This window comes from Enterobacter sp. R-1.6.2 (genome assembly GCF_035064085.1).
Taxonomy (GTDB): Bacteria; Pseudomonadota; Gammaproteobacteria; order Enterobacterales; family Enterobacteriaceae; genus Enterobacter; species Enterobacter asburiae_B.
Genome location: NZ_JASEYI010000007.1, coordinates 128098 through 148838 on the forward strand (window position 1 = coordinate 128098; position 20741 = coordinate 148838).

Consider the following 20741-nt stretch of genomic DNA (forward strand, 5'->3'; position numbering starts at 1 on the left):
GGTTACTCCGCAGGCTGGCTATTGGTCAGGCGCTCAACGGCCCTGACCAGCTCCGCCACGGAGCGCACCTGCATTTTCTCCATCACGCGGCGACGGTGCACCTTAACCGTGATCTCGCTGACGCCCAGCTCGGCGGCAATCTGCTTGTTCAGCATGCCGCTTATCGCCAGCGTCAGCACCTCGTGCTCGCGCGGGGTGAGGGACATGTGGCGCTGCTTCAGAGCATAGTGCTCTTTATTGCGCACGGCGTTGTGTTCCGCCAGCTGAAGCGCGGACTCGATGGCGTCGATAAGCGCGGTGGATTCGACGGGCTTGGTGAGAAATTCGTACGCGCCGCCTTTAATGGCGCGCACCGACATCGGGATAGTGCCGTGGCCGGTAAGAAAAATAATCGGGATTTCGCGCCCGCTGTCCTTAAGGGCATCAGCCACCTCAAAGCCCGAGATGGCGGGCATTTGCATATCGAGGACTACGCACGACGGGAGCTCTTCAAAGCGGTGTTGAAGAAACGCTTCTGCCGATGAAAAGCCGACGGCGTTCAGGTCCGCCGAATCCAGCAGCCCGATCACGGACTGCCTGACCGCGTCATCGTCATCAACCACATACACAATGTGTTCCATTCACCGCCCCGGTGCTGATTTACATGTCGAGGATGCAAACAATCCCGCCGGTTACGTAAGGGACTGTTTATGCTGACTTTCATCTTAACACATTAACTATCATTATCATTTAACAATATGATAACCGTATGAAGATGAAGTATAGCGATCCGTGACCGGAGCGGTGAAGGAACGAAACGCTGATTTTATGCACCCACAAGCTCGATGCGGTTGCCGTCCGGATCCGCAATTACCGCTTCATAGAAGCCGTCCCCGGTCATGCGCGGGGCGCTGAGCAGCGTGCCGTTGGCCTGTGCACGCCCGGCCATGCTGTCGACCTGTGCTTTGCTGCCGACGTTGATGGCGATATGCGCCCAGCCGATAAACTCCGGGTGCGCAGGGGCGTCGGGCAGATCCGGCAGCGTCATCAGCTCGATGGTCGGCCCGTCATCCAGCGTAATAAAGTGTGATTCGAAACCGGGACGATTTTTACTGACGTAGCGTTCGTTACTGCGGCCACCAAACACCGTTTCCCAGAACTGAACCTGCGCGTTCAGGCTGCGGGTCCAGAGTGCGACATGGGCAATATTCATAAGCTCCCTCGTTATTTGTCTGTGAGGACTTTCACCGGTAAAACAGGCTACACTCTGGTTTTGAGCGCGACAAGCTGAGGAAATAACAATGCACTACACACTGAAAGATAGCGACAAGGAAAAAGCGGAAGGGTCAAACGGCGCGGGCGCTCTGCAGCAAAAACTGCTGGAGTCTCGTTCGATTGTGATCTCCGGTGAGATCAACCAGGAGCTGGCGCAGAAGGTCATCACCCAGATGATCCTGCTGCAAAGCGTCAGCAACGATCCGATCAAGCTGTACATCAACAGCCAGGGCGGCCACGTGGAAGCGGGCGATACCATCCACGACTTCATCAAGTTCATCCGCCCGGAAGTGCACGTCATCGGCACCGGCTGGGTGGCGAGCGCCGGGATCACCATCTTCCTGGCGGCGAAAAAAGAACACCGCTACTCGCTGCCGAATACCCGCTTTATGATCCACCAGCCGCTGGGCGGCGTGCGCGGTCAGGCAACGGATATTGAGATCGAAGCGCGCGAGATCATCCGCATGCTGGATCGCGTGAACAAGCTGATCGCCGACGCCACCGGCCAGCCGCTGGAAAAAGTGAAAAAAGACACCGATCGCAACTTCTGGATGTCTCCGGCAGAAGCGCTGGACTACGGTATCGTGGGTAAACTGATTACCCATTATGACGAGCTGAAGCTGGATTAAGTTTTCGCGGCGTGTTTGAGTCGGGTGACGGCTTCGCCTAACCCGACCTACGCCGGACCTAGCGTACCTCGAACACCACCGCCATCCAGTTCGTTCGCGTGCCTGGCGGAAACGCCGGGTAAGGATCGAGCCGTGTGCATGCCCCCGCCCAGATGTATGTATCCTCATCAATGCGATACCAGTGCGCGTTGCCTTCCACAGCATCCCCCATCACCGCAGCCTGCACCGTCAGCTGGCTTCCCGCAGGGAGTTCACGCGCCACGGGCGAGAATACCGAGGGGTTCTGTTTACGCGTGTAGACCGCTGTTGTGGTCTTAACAAAGCCAGTGACCGGCAGTTCAGTGAAATCGCTCATTTCAGGCCTCATGACAGTTCTCTCTTAACGTAACGATATAAGCCGCTGTAAATATGGCGATCACGATAAAGCGTGAAACTGTCAGAATGTGTCATGCAGAAGTCTGAAAGGCACCCGTTGAGCGGGTGCCTGGAGGATTACTTAATTCTGGGCTGCGATGCTGATAAGTTCGTAGATTTTTTTTGCCCCGGCATTTGATTGAGTCAGTTCAATATTATGTTTCTGGCCATTCTTCATATGCAGGACAATTTTTTTATTAAAGGATCCTTTTATGACTACGCTACTGACTTCGCTGAAGCGGGCGTAGAAAGTTTCATACAATTTTCCCAACACGCAAAAAACACCGTCATCGGTTAATACCACACCATGATCCCCTTGGCCGAAAACCGTTTCGTCGTAGTAGAACAGGATCGCATCTTCCGTGAGAGGAGGCAGCGATTGACGATGACTGGCCGCCTGGACGAAATTGCTTATTTTTTTCGCGTTGAGATTGTCGTAGCGGTAAAAGTTGTGGTCTTTGTTCGTCGCATACTGTGTTAATTCACCCCCGGCTGGTTTGTGTTCCAGCGCTGGCAAGGTTTGCTGTGGCTGTTGTGGTGTTGTTATCGTTGCCTCCGATACGGAACCAACCATAGAGGCACCAACAGCTCCCATCCCCGGAAGCGTCTGGGAGGTCACGCTATGTTGAATGGTGGTCACAGTTCGGGTGTAAGCGTTGACATGGCTCCCGCCTCGCATATGCGCTGATACGTTTTGCGGGGTTTTGACCACGGTCTGCACCGGGGTCAGCACGGTTCTGAATGCCGCGCGTAAGGATGCCACAATCGAGACGATCAGAAGTGCGATAAGTGGGACCGAAAGCCACATAATTGAAAAATAGAAAATACTTTGCTTAGTGTTGGTTGCCAGCTGCGTTAACCTGGAACAATAAAGCCCTGCAGTTATCACGTACACGACACCACAAGCGATAGTGGCAGCCATGTTGCTCTCCCCGTCCATTGCCATTTCCTGGATAACGGGAAAGAGCAAACATCCATAGAGAACAGCGCTAAAGAGCGCATCGGGAAGTAATGTTTTTATCGTCTCAAAGGCTTTCGCAATATTGTAGAAGATCCATAGAAGTAACAATATCCAGCCAATGACAGGAATAGCTGCGGCGATAGCCATAAGTATCATGCTGACGATCATACTGCCAAGAATATTGCCTAAATGCCCTTCTGAAATAAGATACCAGATAAAATACAGGAAGGAACCGGCGAGAACGGCCGGGAAGGCGACCACAACGCTTGCAGGTATAAAGAAAACGAACCCGCCAAAGATAAGTAATAACAAAAAGCAAAGGCCAGGTCCATTATTGTCAGGTGTTGAGTTTGCTTCAGCGTCTATAGACATATTAGTGATCTGCCTGCGGGTTAATGATAGGGAATGGAATAAATGCCCTTGGTGTAAGCAAACTGAGAGGTAAAGGCTGTTTGGTCTTTCCGTTAACTAATGCCAGTGACGTCAGGCGCAGCGTGAGATTGCTTTCGCAATAATGCTCGCCTTCGGCGAAAGCCGTTTGGTATCGCGTGGCATCAGAATCGCCGAATGGGTCTACCTGCAAAGTATCATGAGCTACAAGGTTATTTTTTGCATCAACGAGGTCAAAGCCTATCTCTAACGAACCAACGCTTTCCATGCCACTGTCCAGCGTGAAAGTGGCGCTGCACATCCCTTGATTTGCCCAGACGGTGTTTGAGTGCCAGATCTCAATCGCATGAGTTGGAGCAGCGAATAAAAGACATGCGAATACTGTGCTACAGTGTAAGTAACGGCTCATCATATTTTACCATCCTGAAAATGATGTATTAATCAACATAACCGTATGTTGCATCATCACCGGTGTCCGCTTCTTTTACGAGGCCTTGACCGCGATATTCATTAGGTAAAAACCCCCCATTAGTGCACTCTTTTTTCATGATGAGCTTTTGGTTTTTATATACTTTCAGGCCGGTATAATCCCATCCTTTTCCCGTACCGCTATAAACAACATAGCTGTAGTTGCCATTGATGAAACGATAATAATAAGCGCCTCCACCTGAGAACGTCATTTCACCCAGGCGAACCTGCGTTTTGTCTCCCTCATTTTTGGGGAGAGTCATTTCTACTTTTTCAAGTGAGCCGTAATAATAAGTAGGAACATCGTGATCCAGACGGACGATAACGTATTTTCCGTTCGTGAGTTCGCAGTTGAAAATAAGTTCAGGCTCAGGCGGTGCAGCATGAACGCTTGGAGTTGTCGCCAGAAGTGTCAATAATCCAGCAGAGAGTAATTGAGATTTCAACGTTATTTTTCCTTAGCAGGTAAAGCAGCCGGTAATCCGGCTGCTATTTTATTATTGTGAAGCCAGTGTTTCTTGTAATTCATTCAGCTGTCCCTGCAGCTTCTGCAGTTCCATCTGTTTTTGCAATTCGGAAGCGCTTGGTTTGTTTTGCGCCTCCTTCATACTTTTTTCCAGGTCTGCAACTTGCTTTTGAGCATCAGCCCGGCCAGCTGTTTTTTTCTTCAACTGGGCGACCAGATTGTTCATCGACTTTTGCAGTTCTTGCTGCGATTTTTGTTTACTGGCTACGTTGGCATTGCTCAGTGCTTTCTCTTTTTCAATCGCATCATTCACCGCTTTGAACTCTTTATTCAGTTCCTGATCGTGTTGCAGCGTTTTTTGTTTATCTTCAACGCGCTTATCCCAGGTGCCGGAGTAGTTGCAGTTAAATTTGGTAATAATGCTGACATCACCGGTTGTCGGGTCACAATCTCGCGCGTTAGTGGCACAGCCGGCTAATATGAGTGCGCTGAGTGCAAGAAAAATATAACGCATTGCTATTCCCCTCAACCGACTTTCAGCGCGGTGCGCTGGGTATAGAGGCTATCGAGCTCGCCCTGCAGAGAGCCAATTTTGTCGCGCATCAACGCAATCTCGCTATCCAGATTTTGGGTATCACTGCCGGATTTGCTCATGTCTGCAGAAACGTCCTGCCACTGCTTCTCATGTTTTTTCATGTCGGTGATGGTGCCGCGAAGGTAAGCAATGTTGGCATCCACTCCTTTAATTTGCTTCTGTACGGCGTCTTTTTTCACCGTGTTTGCAGCCATATCTTTTTCTATTTGAGCGAGGGTCTTTTTATCAGAGTCGATAACCGATTTTGCAACGCTGGTTGCGTTCTGAATGCGTTTGTTTTCGGCTTCAACATCCTTAATCGTTGCGTTTAACTGCAGCTCTTGGGAGGCGTATTTTTTGCGCTGATTATCCAGATAGGCGTTAGCCCCCATACCCACACCGCAACCGGCGATAGCGGCGGCGGCCATACATACCGCTTTGTTGCTGGAGTTACTGACAGCGCAAGCCAGTGCGCCGATTACCGCGCCGCCAGCACAGGCCTGCCAGCCTGATTTATTGAAAAACTCAACGTCCTGATTATTGGCAAGGCGCGGGTCGACGCCGCCACTACTTCCCGTACTGCCATTCTGGCACCCCGCCAGAAATACCATCATTCCTGCTATCACTGCTGTGCGAATAACCTTTAACATTCCAATCTCCTGAACTATTTAATTATTTTTTTTACATGAACTAAGCCACGCCTCGCGCGCAACTTTTCCATCTTTCCAGTACCCCTGAAGGTTCTTCCAGTAGGTATCGAGATAACCGTTAAGGTTGGTTTTTCCGCGTGCAGCCATCTGTTGCAATACGACAGCGACCTGCGGTTCGATGAGGGGTTTGTCATAGGTTGTGCCCATGTCTACCAGGGTGTCAGCGTAATAACTGGTAATAAAATCAAGGGCTTTTTGATGTTGACCAAGCTGTTCCTGACGGCGGGAGCAATTAGCATCAAGCTGGCTGCCTGCGGCACAGGTTTTGGTGAAGAGCTGGTTGAGACGATCGTAAAACTCGCCGTCATCTTTCATTTTTGTGCACAAAAAGGCGCCCAACTGTAACGATGTGCGTATTGCCTGATCCCGTTGTTCATCCCGAAGCTGGCTATTTGCGCGCAGCTCACCGCGCAGTTGCTCAAGTTGTTTCTTCAGTGCGTCATCCTGGACTTTTGCCGAGATAGCATTCAGGTTTTTTAGCGAATCATCAGCTTTGCCTGCAGGTGTCTCCTTTTTACCCGTGCCTAATGATTGCCACTCTTTTTCAATCTCTTTCACCCGCTCGCGTGATGTCAGGGTTGTGGAAACTAAAACCAGACGAACACCGGTGCTTTTGGTTGTATTCTCGCCCGCATTGGCATAGTACGGCTCCTCTCCACGCAGTGAACTGCGGATATCCGCCTGAGGAGTCATATAACTGCCCCCCCGAACGACATAGCCCCCAGCCTTACCATGCAGGCGATCGAGCTTGTTCAGGCGGAACGGGTCAAACATCATCTCTGCTGCGTTGCCCAGTATGTCGTGCAATCCGAGCGGGTTAGGTTTCAGCAGGCCGGTAAGCTGAAGTTTTCCATTTGCAGACTGTGCCCCCGCAAACCAGACATAACCGTTTAATCCTTCAGGCATGGGGAAGTGGCGATCGCGGAACTCTGCGGGGGAAACCGCGAGCCCGCCGCGTGCGGCAAACTCCCACTCGGTTTCTGTCGGAAGCCGTAAAAATCCCGCCTGACCATCATCTTCAGGCAGTGCAGAAAGTTTTTCTTTTCGTAACCACAGGTTGTATTGATTTGCGAATACCATGGCATCCATCCAGCCAATACTCACCTTCGGTAAACGTCCTTTCATATCCGTCGTCGGGCATTCCCCAGAAAGCGCGCGATACTGCAGGTCGCTCAGTTCATATTTGGCCATCAGGTAATAACGGCCCTTACCACCCTTCTCCGGGAAACTGCCTGCAATGTGTTCCTGGCGAGATTGTTCAACGTATCCCCAGTCGTCGCCTTCTTGCCCCAGCGTGATGTTGTAATCTTCCAGCGGTTTATTCAGCGGGATAGCGACTTTGCGAAATGCCATGGCACCGTCGCACGGCATAGGCAATATCACGTCATCGGCCAGAGGTTTTGGGTTCCAGAACTTTTCATCCCAGGTGGCATTCGCCGCGCAGGCGTACCCGAGTCCAATGATAGCCAGGCTCATCGCCAGTTTAGATTTCACGTAAACTCTCCGCAGGTTCGATTTTCAATGCGCGCAGTGCTCCGATAGCGGCCACGCCTAACGCCACGGCAAGGACACAGAGCAATGCGGCGATAAAATGAAGGGGGACAAGGTGACAGACGAATGCCTGGTCCGGTAAAGAACTGCCCAACACATGGTTGAACAATGCGCTGCCCAGCAGGTAGATGATCACACCCAGTCCGTATGAGACGCCGGTCAAACACAGCGCCTGAATAATAATAAAAAGCGTCACAGCGCGACGGCGAAAACCCAGAAGGCGCAGCACGGCCATATCTTTGCGCTTACGATCAATGTTGGCGATGAAGGCACCGACTAACGAGGCGATGCACCCTGATGCAGAGATCCAGGCAATCACGCCAAAGATAATCCCCAGCACACGGTCGATGGCACGCACAGACTCAATTTGAGCTGACTGAGTGATAGCCTCAATGTTCTGCGTCTCCAGCCACCGCGCGAGGAGTGAAACGTCATCTATCGAACTGGCATAGATACGTGCTCTTGAATAGCGGGTTCTCTCTCTGGGCGGCTTGCCATCGCTGACCCCCAGCAAGGGAACCTGAAAGCCATCGCGGTAGTCTTCCAGAGCAACAAGCAAAGACAATGTAATAAAGGCACCTTGACGTGAAAATTTTGCGTCATCCAGCACGCCGGTAATGGTTAAAGCGAACGTGGCGCGTTGGTTTTTCCCTTCGCTTTTTCGGCTCACCATCAGGCGCAGGATATCTCCTGGCTGCACGCCAAGGCGCCGTGCCGCACTGGCGCTGAGTACGGTATCGCTGTCTTTGACCGGTGCTCTGACATCCTGCAAAAGAGGATCGCCTTTGGCCGTCGGGATCATTTCAGCACCCGGGACAAAGTGTTGCCCGTCCCGGACCAGATCGGCCTGAGTGTTCAGCGAACGGGTTAACGGAATCGAAAATCCGACTTCTGAACGGCGGGCGAGCTTATCAAGCCAGGCAAAATCATAATTACCATTACCCGTTATACGTACTTCCCGGGTGCGAGGGTCGTCGAGAAGCTGATGGCGAAGCTGGCTGACAATGCCATTCTTCAATCCGAACAGCAGCAATAACGGTGCGATAACGGCAATCAAAGAGAAGATGATGCACAGCGCGACCTTGCGATCGTGAATGAGATCGCGCAGAGCCATACGGCATAGCAGGGTGCCTGACGCTGGCATATCAGCTGGGTAAGAAGACACTTTTTCCCTCTCCGGTCACGGCCTGATATCGGTCAATCCCAAAATGCGTCACGCGCTGCCAGTCGTGGCTCACAACAATGGCTGCCATATCCAGTGAGCGCACCATGCCGATCATCAGGTCAAACAACCGGTCTGCATTATCAGGATCCAGCGCCGCAGTCGGTTCATCGGCAAGGAGTAAGCGTGGCTGGTGGGCAATCGCACGGATGAAGGCAACGCGCTGGCGCTCGCCGATAGAAAGCCGGGAAGGCATTCTTGTCAGCAGCGGCCGCACGCCCAGGCTGTCGATGGCCTTATCGAGCCAGGCTGACTGTAGGCTAAGTCCTGCCAGCCTGCGAACCAGAGTGATGTTTTCTATCACGGGTAACCAGGGCAACAAGCCGCCGTGCTGTAGCATAAACCCAAGCTCGCGTGCGCGAAGCGCGGCCAGGACAGGCTCGTTTTCAGCCATGAGCGGTATTGAAATATCGCGACCGGCGAGCCGGTATTCGGCAAGATGCGCTGGGCGGAGGATCGCCCCTATCATCTCCAGAAGCGTGCTTTTACCGCACCCGCTAGGCCCGGTTAGAGCGACCACCTCTCCCTTTTTCAACGAGAGGTGCGGGAGGGCGACGCTATAGCCATGCGTCCCGCCCCGGCTGATCTCCATATCGCGGATCCTCAACATCAGGGCAGGTTCTCCAGAGGTACCGGATAAACGTTATCGCGTGGGTCGCTATCGGGCGCTAATGCCACCCAACGGTCTACATCCTGGTTGTAGCGTTGATAGTAATTAAGCTTGGTATTCAGCCTGCGGATGAAACGCTCCTGCTCAAGGCCATCCCAGCTTTTCCAGGTTTCTTCGTCCAGGCTCAATACTTCACTGAGGTAAGGTAAGCTCTCGATATATTCACCGAGCAGCCCCATCTCTCCGAGGCGGGTCGCATTTTTCCCTTTCGCCTGGTTTGGATCGTTGCCCATGGTTGCCGCCAGAGAACGCAGGCTGGCAAACATGTCATCCGGAGAGATCATCCCCTCATTGGCGGCATTGACGATCTTCTTCATGACATCGCTCAGATCGCTGAGCTCGCTTTTCGTGAGCAGTACGCGCACCTCGGTCGCCGGGATGTTTTGGTCAATCAGATCGCGGTCGCTTATCCATGACTTGAATACCGGTGGTGCCGTGGTGCCTTGCTTTTCACCCAGATAGGCAAGACGCATTGCCTTACTTAACTTGTCGGCATCACTGAGCAGGGGATCTTCTTTCTTACCGGCATATTTAGGGCTTGCCCCCAGCGCGCTCCCCGCCGTTTCTTCGCCGCTCCAGGCTGTTTTAATCTGGCCGGTAATGGCATTCGCCAGGTTATCGACCATACTACCGAAGCTATTTACATCACCTGAATCAATAGGATAGTAGAGCGGTTTGTGCAGGAATGGATTTAACGTCAGCTCCTGATACTGGGCTTCAGCAGAACTGTGATTTTTCTTACCATCAGAGGTTTTCAGATGTAACGCATACAGCGCAACGCCACGATAGGCGGCTTCCTGACGCACCTGGGCGGCATCCAGATGGGTTGACGAGAGCTTATCTGTGCCATCAAGCGCGCCTGCGTCAGTAATCAGTACAACGTAGCGGGCGCCAAACTGCGTCCAGTCCACTTTGTCCAGCGCTGTCATGACCCCGCCGTAAGCATCTTCATCAACCTTGCTGCTGGAAACGGTAGCCTGCTTCAGGTCATGTACTTTAGCGAGGAAGTCTTTACCATCTTTAACGGTATTGGGGTCGACATACATCTTGCTGTCGTATTCAAGACCCGGAACCGCTTTCACGCTGGAGCGGAAAGCTACCAGGCCAAACTTGACCTGATCCTGTAAGTGTTCCTTCTCGATCCTCTTGTAGATCTTATCGATCGCCTCTTTAGTGCGATCGATATACGGCCCCATCGAGATGGTGGAGTCGATCACAAAGACAACCGAGGCGGAGAACCCTTTCATCATGTTCTTTTCATCAGCAGCGGACGCGGCCTTTTTTGCGGGCGACTTTTCGCTGACGGAGGCAACGTTGAGTACACGTACCTGGAAGCCGGTATCGGTAAACACATCATCTGAGCCAAGAACAGGTAAGAGATAAAAGTTTTTTAACTGATCCACCATGTAATCAGGCTCGCGTGCCAGAACCTGCGGGACCGGTTTATGGCTGCTCAAACTGTTGAGCATTGGTTGCAATGTTGCCGCAGGGTTTTTGCTGTTCAGAAGAGACTCAACGTCGGATTTCTCTTTAAAGAACAGCATCGGTTGACGGCCAGCAGGATTGGTAAACGCCAGCGTCAGCTGCATTTTCCAGTCAACGGTGCAGGAGGAATTCATCCAGCCAGCGGTATGACCAAAGCTGTCCGGCCCAACCTGCAGCCACGTGTCCTGACCCTGCGTTGTCCTTTGGTAAACATAGAATCGACTGAAGGCCGGCTGCTCTTTACCTGCTTCACCTGCTTTGGCGGACAGCTGGCAGCCTGGGTAAGTCAGTACCCGCTGGAATAACGCATGTTTACCTTCCTGCAAAAGCGGCTGTTTACCCGCGGCACAGGCGGGGGATGCCAGCGTTGCGGCACACACCAGGCTACTGAACCAATGCATGTATTTCATTGTTTATCCTATTTCTTCAGCTCAGCTAAACGGGCTTTGGCCTCGTTATTCTGCGGGTCCTGATTTACAACCGATTCATACCAATACGCCGCTGTCTCTGCGTCAGGATTGAAGCATCCCCCTGGTTTTGCGGTTTTCGGGTCATATTCTTGTGCATAACGAACGGCCATCTGCGTATCGCCGGACTGGGCTTTATAGGCGTAAAGGCGCTGAGCGATATCGCAATGTTTTGCCGCTTTCGCTTTTGCGATGACGTCCAGCAGTTGTGCACTACTTGGCTGGCTACGCAGGCACCCTTTAACGAACGCCATTTCATTGCCGCTCGCCATTTGTTCATCACCACACGGCCCGGTAATTTTCGCGACGGGCGCGGGAGGTGCCGCTGGAATTGCAGGCTCTGGCTTACGGGTAAACCACCACCCAGCAGCGGCCAGCAGGAGCAATAGAATGGCTAATCCCGCAAATAACGGCAGCTTACTTTTCGGCTTATGCGGCTGTTGAGATACAGGCTTTTCTGCGACAGGTTCTAAAACGACAGGTTCCGGTTCTTGAACGGACATCGGCTGCACGATGGGGGTATCATTCAGCGTCTGTATATTTTCCGGGAGTGGGTTTTCACCACCGGCCTGGGAGCTGAGTAGCCCTTCAGCGATGGTCAGAATCCCCATATCCTTATTACTTCCATCTTTGATGGTGATGCGATAGGCCGCCTGGCGGTTGGCGAGTAGTGGATCGATCAGAGAAGGGCCGACCTGAACGCAGGGCGTCTCCTCATTTTGTATCAGTGGAGGAAGGGCGAGGAAAATCTCGCCACTGACCCAATCACCGTGGCTATCCAGATACAGGCGATCCTGATTACGTACTACCGAGATTGTGACGCCCTCGGCATCGCCTTTCCAGCCTTTCAACAAGAGCAATGCGAATCCTGGTTGTATAGGGGTCAGCGTCTTAAGTTCAGGTTTGATCACGTCCAGTTACTCCTTTGCCAATTTAATCTGGCGGAGAATGACGCCCAGATTTTCGTTCTGCGCGACGCTAATCTCGCGTCCGGCAGAATGACCTGCGTTTTCGGTAATGAGTGCTTCCAGGCCAACCAGCCAGTCGATGATAAAGAAGGCACTGTAGTTCAGCTGTTGCGGCGTCAGGCGTGCCAGGCGTTCATCACCTTTCCAGACCACGCTGTCGCACGTTGGTGGACGGGTAAAGATCGGCTGTTCGGGCTGGTTGAGACGGGCCGGGCGTTTCGATTCCGGCATATTTTGATAGCCCAGCCAGGTGATGAAATCGCTCATCACGTGAAGCACGCGTGAAACCTGACGCTCGACCATACGTTCGCGACGAACGCCAGCCTGCTCGGTATTTTTCATTGCATTGACCAGCGCGTCCTCGACACGTGAACGCAATAACCCCGTGATCAATTCGTCTACCAGCGCTTCGGCAATCGGGCGCGGAAGACTGATGTAGTTGAGCATGGCGGCGGTTTCAGGCAGGCCGCGCAGATGGTTAATCCAGAGCTGAACGCTCTGGTGCGCGAAAGCGATCTCATGGCTGTGCGTCGTCACCGCAGTTGCGCTGCTTTCGAAAGCATCTTCCACACCGATATCAAAGAATCCTGCATCTTCTTCTGCTTCAGGCGCAGACAGGGTCGTTTGCTGCATGTAAAGTGCATGGAGATCGCGGCGTGCCGGAACCAACCGCGCCAGCAGTTCGCCGTGCATGCCGCTGCGTTTTTTCAGGGTGGCAAGGATCTCTTGCGCAATTCGGGATTTTCTGGACAGCTCTTCTTCGCCGTCCGGCTGGTACCAGTTCCCCAGTCCCCCTTCGACCAGTTCGTGGCGGATCTCGTCGAGCTGTTCTGCGATCCGCTCCAGTTTCAGTTCAGGGCGGGCGACGCGGGCCAGATAATCGGCCATTCGGCGCATACCACCGTCGTTGAGGGTGAGCATCGCATCCCAGGCTTCAGCAGGGTTCGCGATGTAGCGAGCGACAGCTTCATCTTCAAGGAAGGTTTTCCGCATCAGTGCTAGCTGCCCGCCATTGTCGTCGTTGAAAGCCGCTTCACTACCTGCGTTCATGCGGATAAAGGGCGTTTGCTGGCGCGGTTTGCGTACCAGGAACGTGTTATTGAACGCCTGACCCTGGCTCCATTCCTGCATCCATTTGTACTGGCCAAAACGCTCGGTCATCGCCATTTTGATCATCCCGCCAAGCCCCCAGGACTGGCGAAGAAGTGCTTCGTCATGGGAAAGGTTTTGGCTAATGCGCAGATCAAACATGGTTAATGCCCAGACTAGGCCAGGTAAGCGACGACCACGCGCGTCGGCATCGGCGCCCTGGGTGTAACGGATCCACTCGTCCAGAACGCCGCCCACTTCTTTGACATCGGACTGTTTTGTTGAGGCCGTACACACCACCAGGACATTCATCTCCTGGTTTTCGGTGTAGCGTTCAAAAAGATAGGCCACTTTTCCGCGCAAAATTAACTGCGCTAGCGGGTTGCTCTCTGCATTTTTAACCTCGCGAGTGACATCACTCATGGACTCCACCGCCAGACGGCCGCGATAACCCGGGAAATCAAGCAAGTCGACGGCTTCGAAGATTGTTTCGCGAGGCGGAGCCATTAACGGGATATGCAATTCAACGGTAAGCGCAGTGAGCTCTGCCAGCGATAGCGAAATAGACGCACCCGTTTGCCCATTTACCACAGGACAGACTTCAATAGTCTGATCCGACGGGGTATTCAGCCGCTCCAGCATATCGACGTTCATGATGCTATCCCGCTGGATAAGCAGGCCGTTTTCGTTACGAACCAGCGTGCTCAGCGGGGCATGCAGCTCCTGCACTCCACCGAGACGCTGTAGCGTGTTGGCAAAACGGATATAGGCATTGGTTAGTTCTGGTACTTCGCCCCATAAAACGGAGAAAAGCTGGCCGCGATCTTCAACAGAAAGCCATGGTGCGAGGCTTACTGCCTGTGGCCAGTAGGTCAGGGCAAAACGGCTTTGCGTTTTCTCAGCATGGCGGATGAGGTAATCCCAAAAAGAAACTACGTCATCTTCGGTCACGCCAGGGCTGCGGGAGGTCAGGCGTCGTTTCGACAGGGACGTTAACAGATCGCTGATGCGTTTTTCATCGAACTGCCAGTCAAATTTTTCCTGGTTGAAGTCATGGATGAATGCGTTGGCGAGGATCTTCCCCATTTCCACTTCGTTGAAGAGCTGTAACGTGACAGGCCAGCGGTCGTCTGAGCTCTGAGCACTGCGGCTAAACCGGGTAACAAGACCCGTCGCCTCTTTGCCGCCGCCAGGCGGGTTGATGTGTGTCAGAAAATCGAGCTGATTGCCGCCGAGACGTGTTTCCAGCTTTCCGTTTTCACCCGCAGCCAGCGCGGAAATGAGATACGATTTGCCTGCCTGCGACAAGCCAAAGAAGCCGATTGTCATCGGTTTCGCTGCGGCCTGCGCCAATCTGCGTGCTTTGTTACGGCTGCGGCGCAAGTTCATGGTCAGGCGATCGGCTTCAGTGTTCAGGCGCGGCGCGTCCTGACGAACGCTTGCGATCCAGTCAATGGCCCGGCCTGCACCTTGTTCGACGCCATTCCAGCCCTGGATAATGGTGTTGGGATGAATAGTGCTCATTAGCTTTTAATACTCCCGCTATCCAGCCAGTAATGGGTTTCACTCAGCCCATTACCGACCATTGTGTTCAACTGGAATGCAACATCTCTACGACCATAACCGCGCTGTGCGTTTTTCATTTCCATCGAGCCAATCTGGAAGCGCTCCGGACTGACCGGTTCTTCGCTACTACGTCCACGTCCCTGTTCTGCGGTTAAACCGATGCTTATTACAGCATCACCCGACAGCTCGCTTGCCAGGTTCGCACTGGTAATTTTTAGGGTGTAAAGTGCGGTCGATGGCCAGCGTTCGTTATCAAGCTGGCGAAAACCGATACGCACTTCCCCCCGTGCTTCAAAGCCTTTCCCTTCCGGTAACTGGAAATCAGCGGAGTCCAAATCAACGTCGCGATAGGCGACATTGCTGTCTTTAATCACATTGTTTCCATCAAGCATCCCGACATAGCGGATGGTTGAATAAGGCTTAAAGTTCGCAGTGCGGAAGAAGAAGTTGTTGAGCCTGGATTTCTCCGCTAACAGGCACAGCATCGCCCCCACAACGGCTGTCGATTTCGGATCGTCAATGCATCCTTTCTTGTTAAACGGATACCAGCCACCGGTTTCATAACCGTGGAGTGGCAGCACGCGAGAAGGGGGAACAGGTTGAAGCTGGCGAATGAGCGCTTGAATTCCCGGCAGGCGGGATGGACGACCGGTTAAAAGTAATACATCGCAGTTGTAGTGCCAAAGCACTTCGCACAACGCGCGCAGGCTGTGGCAAATGTTCATTCGCCCGCTGCGAGGGTCGATAAATTCATTGTGCAGACGCGCAAGATCCAACTCCAGCGGTACATCCAGAATGGAGAACGGTACTTCGCTCGCAAGCTGTCCGGAACGGGCAACGTCGTTGACGTAATCCTGTACTTTCTCGGTTGGAAGATTATCGGCAAGTAGCTCACGGAAGGTGTAATTCAGTATCTCCCGCCCATTTTCCGGGGAGTACTCTTCATAGCGATGCAAAATAGATAATGCCAGAGGCGCGAAGATCTGTAATGTAAGCTGCTGACGTAATACCTGTTTTCCGGCTTCGATCGATTCACTACCGAACAGTTGTGACATCATTGATTCGGCTGCAAGATCGCTGTGGCCGACTTTGGTCATGGCCGCTTTTACTGCTGGCTGGAGGAAAAGCCGTATAACATCCAGCAGTATGTCGTCGCCTGCTACCTTAAACCCTTCACGGAAAAGCTGTTTCGGGGTAATCCGGACGTTAATGCCCTGGCCTTCATCCAGCGTGTAGCGAGAAATGACGAGATCGGTCGTTCCTCCGCCAATGTCAATCGACGCAATTTTTAATGAGCGTGTATCGCTGGTGTCCTTTTGAGTATCGGGACGGCGAGTAGCTGCAAAAAATTCGTCCGTGCGACCGCCAAAGTAGTTCTGCGTTTCGTTATAGAGATATACCAACTGCCCACAGGTGGCTTCGTCCCACTTCACGTGTACGCCTGGATGGGCGTATTTCAAGCACTGCGGGTCATCGCCTTCATAATCCATCTCTTCCCAGCCGAGCGCTTTCCAGACCATGCGGATAGCGTCATGCATGCTCTCCTCAAAGATAGCGCGCTCAGGCTTTGGCATCGCCGGAGGGACAGTCATAATGACATTTCGTAAACGACGCGGTGTGCTGGCGTGGTTCATCTTCAGCCGCTGTGAAGGGCTGTTGATTTGCATGAGAGCCTGGCTTAATACCTCTGACAACATCATCGTCATCAGCGAGCTACGACTGTATACCGGCGTGAAGACGGGCATACGGTCTTCTTCATTTTTCAGGCGAATGAGCAATTTCCCCTGATCGTTGATCATATACAGCAGCGGTGCTGCAGTGGCTAACGGCTCTCTGTCACTTTTCACGAAGGCCTGGCTAAAGCGCCATCCCGGTGAATAGGGTTGATCGTCCCAGAGGTAGCGTTTAGGGCTGGAGATCCCTGTTGAGCCCTCGGTACCCAGGCGTTGAGCCGCCATTCTGAAGGCTTCTCCGCCGACGCGTCCAATGGTTGGCCATGTGAAGGCATCGCTGCGCCCGCTTTTTAGCGAGAAATCCTGCTTGCCGAATTCGGCCTGGGCAAACTCGAGACGGCTGTCAAAAGGCTCGTTATAAACAAATTGCGGTTGGCTCAAATCTCGCAGCTGAAGCTGATAAAGTTGAGAAAGCCCTTTATTGTCGTCACGATGTTCTTCGATCAGGATGCCGCAGCTACGTGAGTTACCAATGTCCAGCACGAGATCTACAGGTATCGCTGAGTCCCGGATTTTTACGTCGTTGACCTGTACTTCAGGAACGACAATCGTCGTCGCCAGGACATGCAGCAGGTTAAGATAATGCGCCTGATGTTCCTTCTGCAGTAGTTGTTCATCAATGTCATCAATATGTTGGCGTAATACTTCGCGAGCCTGAGTACTGAAAATTTCCCGTAGCCATTCATTCACCCATGGCAGTGAGAGAAACTCCCCCATCTCGTGAGGATGGCGTGCCAGAGCAAATCCCGCGCCTGAACGGATATCATCCTCGCCCGGTGCGAGATACTGCGTATTCTCGCGATCCGGGAAAATTTTGGTATCAAAAATCAGAGTAGCGCGCCAGGTATTGCCCTTTTCATCCGGCTCAGGCAGCTCATGGAACTGGACGCGTGACCAGTTATACGGCCCGTGAGCAAAGGCTCGTGGCGGGTTGAAGCGGAAAAATGGCAGCGGTAACCAGAGGCCGCGATAGAGGCGTAGCGACTCTTCGGTCGTCAATGTGTAGTCGGAGTCTGCGTAGCGAGGAGGTTCGCTGTCAGGTTGAGGGATCTGCAGCTTATCTTCCCTCTCATTATAGATAAGCCGCATAATAGCCTCGTCACCCTGTTGACGAAGAAATTCCCCATATTCTTTACGCGTGGGCAGGGTAAAGGCGAAATCAAGGAACTGGATCCCGCTGTCGCGAATAAGTTTGACCTGTTTTTTAAAATCAGTGAGTTCAGCGAGCATTTACTGACTTGCCTCCTGCTTCATCGAAATAGGGAAAAGTGTTTTGGCGTCGTAACGGCCTTTGCAATCCGCAATGTTTTGCGCGCCGGGAGCACACAGAATTTCTGGCATTTGGTAGCGTGAGCCATCGGAGCACTGTGCTTCTCCCTGATTGTTAATGGCGAGATGACCTGACTGAATGGCCGCGTTGACCGCGCCACGACAGGTCACACCGTCGCCACGGATCATCTGTACTTCGCCCTTACCGTCATTGATTTGGTAACTCAGACTAAGGGGCTTTCCTGTGCGTTGATCCTGAATACCAGCCCCTGCGTGCCAGTTCCCGTCCAGAAAACGGGTGTTTCCTTGGGCCAGTGAAGATGCGGGCAGGGTCAACGGGACTTTAGCGCCAGTTGAGGTATTGGCCGATGGCGCTTCGAGAGCAGGTGCTGTTCCGCCGGGATGAGGGCTATTCGTGGCTGACGCAGGATCCACAGCAGATGCCGTTGCTGCTGCGCTTTGTGACGGCGTTTGTAATGCTGATTGCTCTTGTGACGTTGTGAGTGAAGTGCCCGTGGTGCTTAAAATCTCACTGCCCGTTGTCGAATGCAGGTTCGCCTTAGACGTTGTTGTGCTGATGATGGCCCTTGACGACGGCGCAAGAGATTCGGCTGTTGGAAGGTGGGGCGCGGGCAAAGCGGGTACGGAAGATGAAATACCAGGGATCGTTATGCCTGGCATGCAACCCCGTAAGAACAGTAACGCTAAAAGGAGTAACAGAAGTAGCGGCAGTAGCCAACGCAACCATGCGGGTAAGAGCAACCACCAGCGTCTTTTGGCGTGCCTTTGATGCGTGAAAGTGCGTTCTGGTATCACCGGTTCAATACTGGCTGATTGCGGAGGCAAGGCTGTAGATATGGGACGCAAACAGTCTAACGGCTCGATGCGGGCCTGGTTAGTGGCGTTCACAAATCCCCAAAAACTGATGACCGGCTTTCCACCTACCAGCCACACGTGCTGCTGATCGGGGAATTGCATCGCTTTCTCAAGTAATTTCCCAAAGAGCCGGCGTTCCGGCTGCTGGCTTTGGGCAAATTCATTACTTATCTGGCGAAACGCTGCATGGGTGGTTTCGAGTTGCGCGAGCGCGGCCTGGCGCTCAGCTTCCGTTGCGGCCGTCCATGGAATAACGTCACCGGCCAGCGGGGCATACCAGTCGATTCGATCGCCATGCTCGCTGATTTGCGGGATGGCTAAAGTGTCAGCAACCGCCGTTTGTTTTCTAAGTCGTAGGGTTTCACGCAGCTGTAATGCGGAAATATATACTGCCTGTCCATTCTCACCCATCGACTGATATTTATCGAGCTTGTCACTGCATAGAAAAATTTCTTTCACGCTGCATGCCTTTGCTGTTAAACGAACAAGTGAAAGCAAGTTCCACTGTGGAAAAGGACGCCGCAAATACGCCGGGTAATCTGCGTCAATTGTTTATGGCAACAAAATATTGAGTATTATCGGCAAATGGCCGAAAACGTTTAGACCTAAACTAAACTTATTATTGGGACGTGCGCATATCCGATTGCCGCAAAAAAAGTTTCGCTGTGAAACTATATTTCTGGCAATGTATTCATTTTCTCTAATGTGTTAATCACAACCCTGCGGTATATATTCCTTCACGGCGTTGTTCATCATCTTATTAAACTCCTGCGTATTATTGACAGCAAATACCTTTCCACCTGTATTGCTGGCAATACAGTTTCCGGCGCCGGTATTCATGATATCGACAACATTGACCTGTAATCGGGGCTTACGTTTTTTTAGCTCAAGCGCGACATCGCAAGGCGAGCCTCCGCATGTCTCTTCCCCGTCCGTCACCAGTAGAATTATGGCATCACGGTCAACGCCATTAACTCGTTTCCCCGCCTCTTCTAACGCCTCTGCCAGAGCGGTTTTACCCACCGGCTGGATTTTATCAATTAACTTTTTTAGCTCAGCGCGTTGTTCCGGCAGGAAAGCCGGAGTTGCGTTCACCTGGTGGCAATTAGCTGCGGCAATAAGGCTAATGTCCATGTCATTTGGCACGTCATCGATAATGTGTTTAGCGGATTGATGTGCGAGCGTAATGCGACGAGGTTCACGATCGATACCGGGTACAGGTTTATCCTGCATCCACCGCATTATCTCTTCTGGTGTGGCATCCATGCTCATGGCCATAGAGCCAGAAGCATCAAAAATAATAACCATTTCAGGTGCCTGCTGTTTTGTCCGCTGTGCCGGGCAGAGCATTTTGACCTGATGCTCAGGGGCTGGCTGGACGGGAGAAACGGCAGGAGTGGCTACTTTGACAGTCGGCCAGCAGCCGCGCAGGAGAACAAGAGCCAGAAGCAGAGCCAGTGCTAAAAGCCCCAGCCATAACCACCCACGCTTTTTAGCCAGCGGTTCTGCCGGCAACTTAGTTTCAGGCATGATGTCCCAGCCTGTAATCACAGGCTGACCGTCAACGATCCATATTCTTTCTGGTGAGGGCTGTCTGGCTATTTTTGCCAGTAACTGCAGTGTTTCGGGAGAAGTCTGCGCGCTAGTCGAGAGTGTTTGATGAAGTTGAGTGAGTGCCGCCAGCTTTTGTGAGAGGAGTATGGCGATTTTGTCTCGCTCAACGACGTTTAAAGCGTTAAAGCGTTGGGGTTTGCCATTTATTTCGCTATACCATTCAACCGCACCATCTTCAGCCTGCTGAGGGCGGGCAAAAAGATTGAGATAAGTTTTAGAAAGGTGTCGGTCAATAAGATTATTTAAGGCAGAAAACGTTGAAATATATTCTTGTAAGCAATGTTCGCTTTCAACAGTCCTTGTGATTCTAATCATTGCCTTTAATGAGCCAGGTATGCAAAAGAAAATAGCTTAGAGCTAAATAT

At 52.4% G+C, this 20741-nt stretch carries 18 protein-coding genes; 1 reads left to right on the plus strand and 17 read right to left on the minus strand.

The annotated features are described in order from the left end of the window. Window positions 1-2 precede the first annotated feature (2 nt). Window positions 3-620, minus strand: a complete 618-nt coding sequence (locus tag QMN93_RS10005) for a response regulator transcription factor (protein ID WP_033144524.1) — start codon at window positions 618-620, stop codon at window positions 3-5. A 185-nt stretch (window positions 621-805) separates the two neighbouring features. After that, entirely contained in the window at window positions 806-1192 is a 387-nt protein-coding gene (locus tag QMN93_RS10010; protein ID WP_045888820.1) for a VOC family protein, read from the minus strand. A gap of 88 nt (window positions 1193-1280) precedes the next feature. Here QMN93_RS10010 and QMN93_RS10015 point away from each other — a divergent pair, with 88 nt between their 5' ends. Then, entirely contained in the window at window positions 1281-1883 is a 603-nt protein-coding gene (locus QMN93_RS10015; RefSeq protein WP_023310243.1) for an ATP-dependent Clp protease proteolytic subunit, read from the plus strand. Window positions 1884-1941: 58 nt separating this feature from the next. Here QMN93_RS10015 and QMN93_RS10020 read toward each other — a convergent pair whose 3' ends face one another. From QMN93_RS10020 to QMN93_RS10090, 15 genes are all read right to left on the minus strand, one after another. Next, window positions 1942-2238, minus strand: a complete 297-nt coding sequence (locus QMN93_RS10020) for a hypothetical protein (RefSeq protein WP_033144527.1) — start codon at window positions 2236-2238, stop codon at window positions 1942-1944. Window positions 2239-2379: 141 nt separating this feature from the next. Then, complete coding sequence (locus tag QMN93_RS10025) at window positions 2380-3630, minus strand: hypothetical protein (RefSeq protein ID WP_064673167.1); 1251 nt, start codon at window positions 3628-3630, stop codon at window positions 2380-2382. 1 nt (window position 3631) lies between these two features. Continuing rightward, the gene (locus QMN93_RS10030) at window positions 3632-4060 is read right to left on the minus strand and encodes an IrmA family protein (RefSeq protein ID WP_048980632.1); all 429 of its coding nucleotides are present in this window, start codon (window positions 4058-4060) and stop codon (window positions 3632-3634) included. 25 nt (window positions 4061-4085) lie between these two features. Further along, window positions 4086-4562 (minus strand): hypothetical protein, encoded by a 477-nt coding sequence (locus QMN93_RS10035; protein ID WP_193138820.1) that lies wholly within the window; start codon window positions 4560-4562, stop codon window positions 4086-4088. A 51-nt stretch (window positions 4563-4613) separates the two neighbouring features. After that, a complete protein-coding gene (locus tag QMN93_RS10040; protein WP_033144529.1) occupies window positions 4614-5096 on the minus strand; it encodes a hypothetical protein in 483 nt (160 codons plus the stop codon). A gap of 11 nt (window positions 5097-5107) precedes the next feature. Further along, the gene (locus QMN93_RS10045) at window positions 5108-5806 is read right to left on the minus strand and encodes a hypothetical protein (protein WP_033144530.1); all 699 of its coding nucleotides are present in this window, start codon (window positions 5804-5806) and stop codon (window positions 5108-5110) included. 18 nt (window positions 5807-5824) lie between these two features. Continuing rightward, complete coding sequence (locus QMN93_RS10050) at window positions 5825-7360, minus strand: SUMF1/EgtB/PvdO family nonheme iron enzyme (RefSeq protein WP_083239558.1); 1536 nt, start codon at window positions 7358-7360, stop codon at window positions 5825-5827. Beyond that, window positions 7350-8531, minus strand: a complete 1182-nt coding sequence (locus QMN93_RS10055) for an ABC transporter permease (protein ID WP_226852594.1) — start codon at window positions 8529-8531, stop codon at window positions 7350-7352. Before QMN93_RS10055 ends, QMN93_RS10050 begins: the two co-directional genes overlap by 11 nt. 31 nt (window positions 8532-8562) lie before the next feature. After that, entirely contained in the window at window positions 8563-9231 is a 669-nt protein-coding gene (locus QMN93_RS10060; RefSeq protein WP_033146480.1) for an ABC transporter ATP-binding protein, read from the minus strand. A 17-nt stretch (window positions 9232-9248) separates the two neighbouring features. Beyond that, window positions 9249-11204 (minus strand): vWA domain-containing protein, encoded by a 1956-nt coding sequence (locus tag QMN93_RS10065; RefSeq protein ID WP_048980623.1) that lies wholly within the window; start codon window positions 11202-11204, stop codon window positions 9249-9251. 8 nt (window positions 11205-11212) lie between these two features. Further along, a complete protein-coding gene (locus QMN93_RS10070) occupies window positions 11213-12172 on the minus strand; it encodes a hypothetical protein (RefSeq protein ID WP_193138822.1) in 960 nt (319 codons plus the stop codon). Window positions 12173-12178: 6 nt separating this feature from the next. Then, complete coding sequence (locus tag QMN93_RS10075; protein ID WP_193138823.1) at window positions 12179-14842, minus strand: putative virulence factor; 2664 nt, start codon at window positions 14840-14842, stop codon at window positions 12179-12181. Next, window positions 14842-17847, minus strand: coding sequence for a virulence factor SrfB (locus tag QMN93_RS10080; RefSeq protein WP_033144535.1), 3006 nt, complete (start codon window positions 17845-17847; stop codon window positions 14842-14844). The genes QMN93_RS10075 and QMN93_RS10080 overlap by 1 nt, the downstream gene beginning before the upstream one ends. Continuing rightward, complete coding sequence (locus QMN93_RS10085) at window positions 17848-19221, minus strand: SrfA family protein (RefSeq protein WP_231926979.1); 1374 nt, start codon at window positions 19219-19221, stop codon at window positions 17848-17850. Window positions 19222-19470: 249 nt separating this feature from the next. Then, window positions 19471-20691 carry a VWA domain-containing protein gene (locus QMN93_RS10090; protein ID WP_033144537.1) on the minus strand — a complete coding sequence of 407 codons (1221 nt, stop codon included), beginning with the start codon at window positions 20689-20691 and terminating at the stop codon, window positions 19471-19473. Between the last annotated feature and the right edge of the window lie 50 nt (window positions 20692-20741).

Coding starts and splice junctions, on each gene's coding strand:
- QMN93_RS10005 (WP_033144524.1), bottom strand. CDS start 620: ATGGAACACATTGTGTATGTGGTTGATGACGATGACGCGGTCAGGCAG.
- QMN93_RS10010 (WP_045888820.1), bottom strand. CDS start 1,192: ATGAATATTGCCCATGTCGCACTCTGGACCCGCAGCCTGAACGCGCAG.
- QMN93_RS10015 (WP_023310243.1), top strand. CDS start 1,281: ATGCACTACACACTGAAAGATAGCGACAAGGAAAAAGCGGAAGGGTCA.
- QMN93_RS10020 (WP_033144527.1), bottom strand. CDS start 2,238: ATGAGCGATTTCACTGAACTGCCGGTCACTGGCTTTGTTAAGACCACA.
- QMN93_RS10025 (WP_064673167.1), bottom strand. CDS start 3,630: ATGTCTATAGACGCTGAAGCAAACTCAACACCTGACAATAATGGACCT.
- QMN93_RS10030 (WP_048980632.1), bottom strand. CDS start 4,060: ATGATGAGCCGTTACTTACACTGTAGCACAGTATTCGCATGTCTTTTA.
- QMN93_RS10040 (WP_033144529.1), bottom strand. CDS start 5,096: ATGCGTTATATTTTTCTTGCACTCAGCGCACTCATATTAGCCGGCTGT.
- QMN93_RS10045 (WP_033144530.1), bottom strand. CDS start 5,806: ATGTTAAAGGTTATTCGCACAGCAGTGATAGCAGGAATGATGGTATTT.
- QMN93_RS10055 (WP_226852594.1), bottom strand. CDS start 8,531: ATGGCTCTGCGCGATCTCATTCACGATCGCAAGGTCGCGCTGTGCATC.
- QMN93_RS10060 (WP_033146480.1), bottom strand. CDS start 9,231: ATGGAGATCAGCCGGGGCGGGACGCATGGCTATAGCGTCGCCCTCCCG.
- QMN93_RS10065 (WP_048980623.1), bottom strand. CDS start 11,204: ATGAAATACATGCATTGGTTCAGTAGCCTGGTGTGTGCCGCAACGCTG.
- QMN93_RS10075 (WP_193138823.1), bottom strand. CDS start 14,842: ATGAGCACTATTCATCCCAACACCATTATCCAGGGCTGGAATGGCGTC.
- QMN93_RS10080 (WP_033144535.1), bottom strand. CDS start 17,847: ATGCTCGCTGAACTCACTGATTTTAAAAAACAGGTCAAACTTATTCGC.
- QMN93_RS10090 (WP_033144537.1), bottom strand. CDS start 20,691: ATGATTAGAATCACAAGGACTGTTGAAAGCGAACATTGCTTACAAGAA.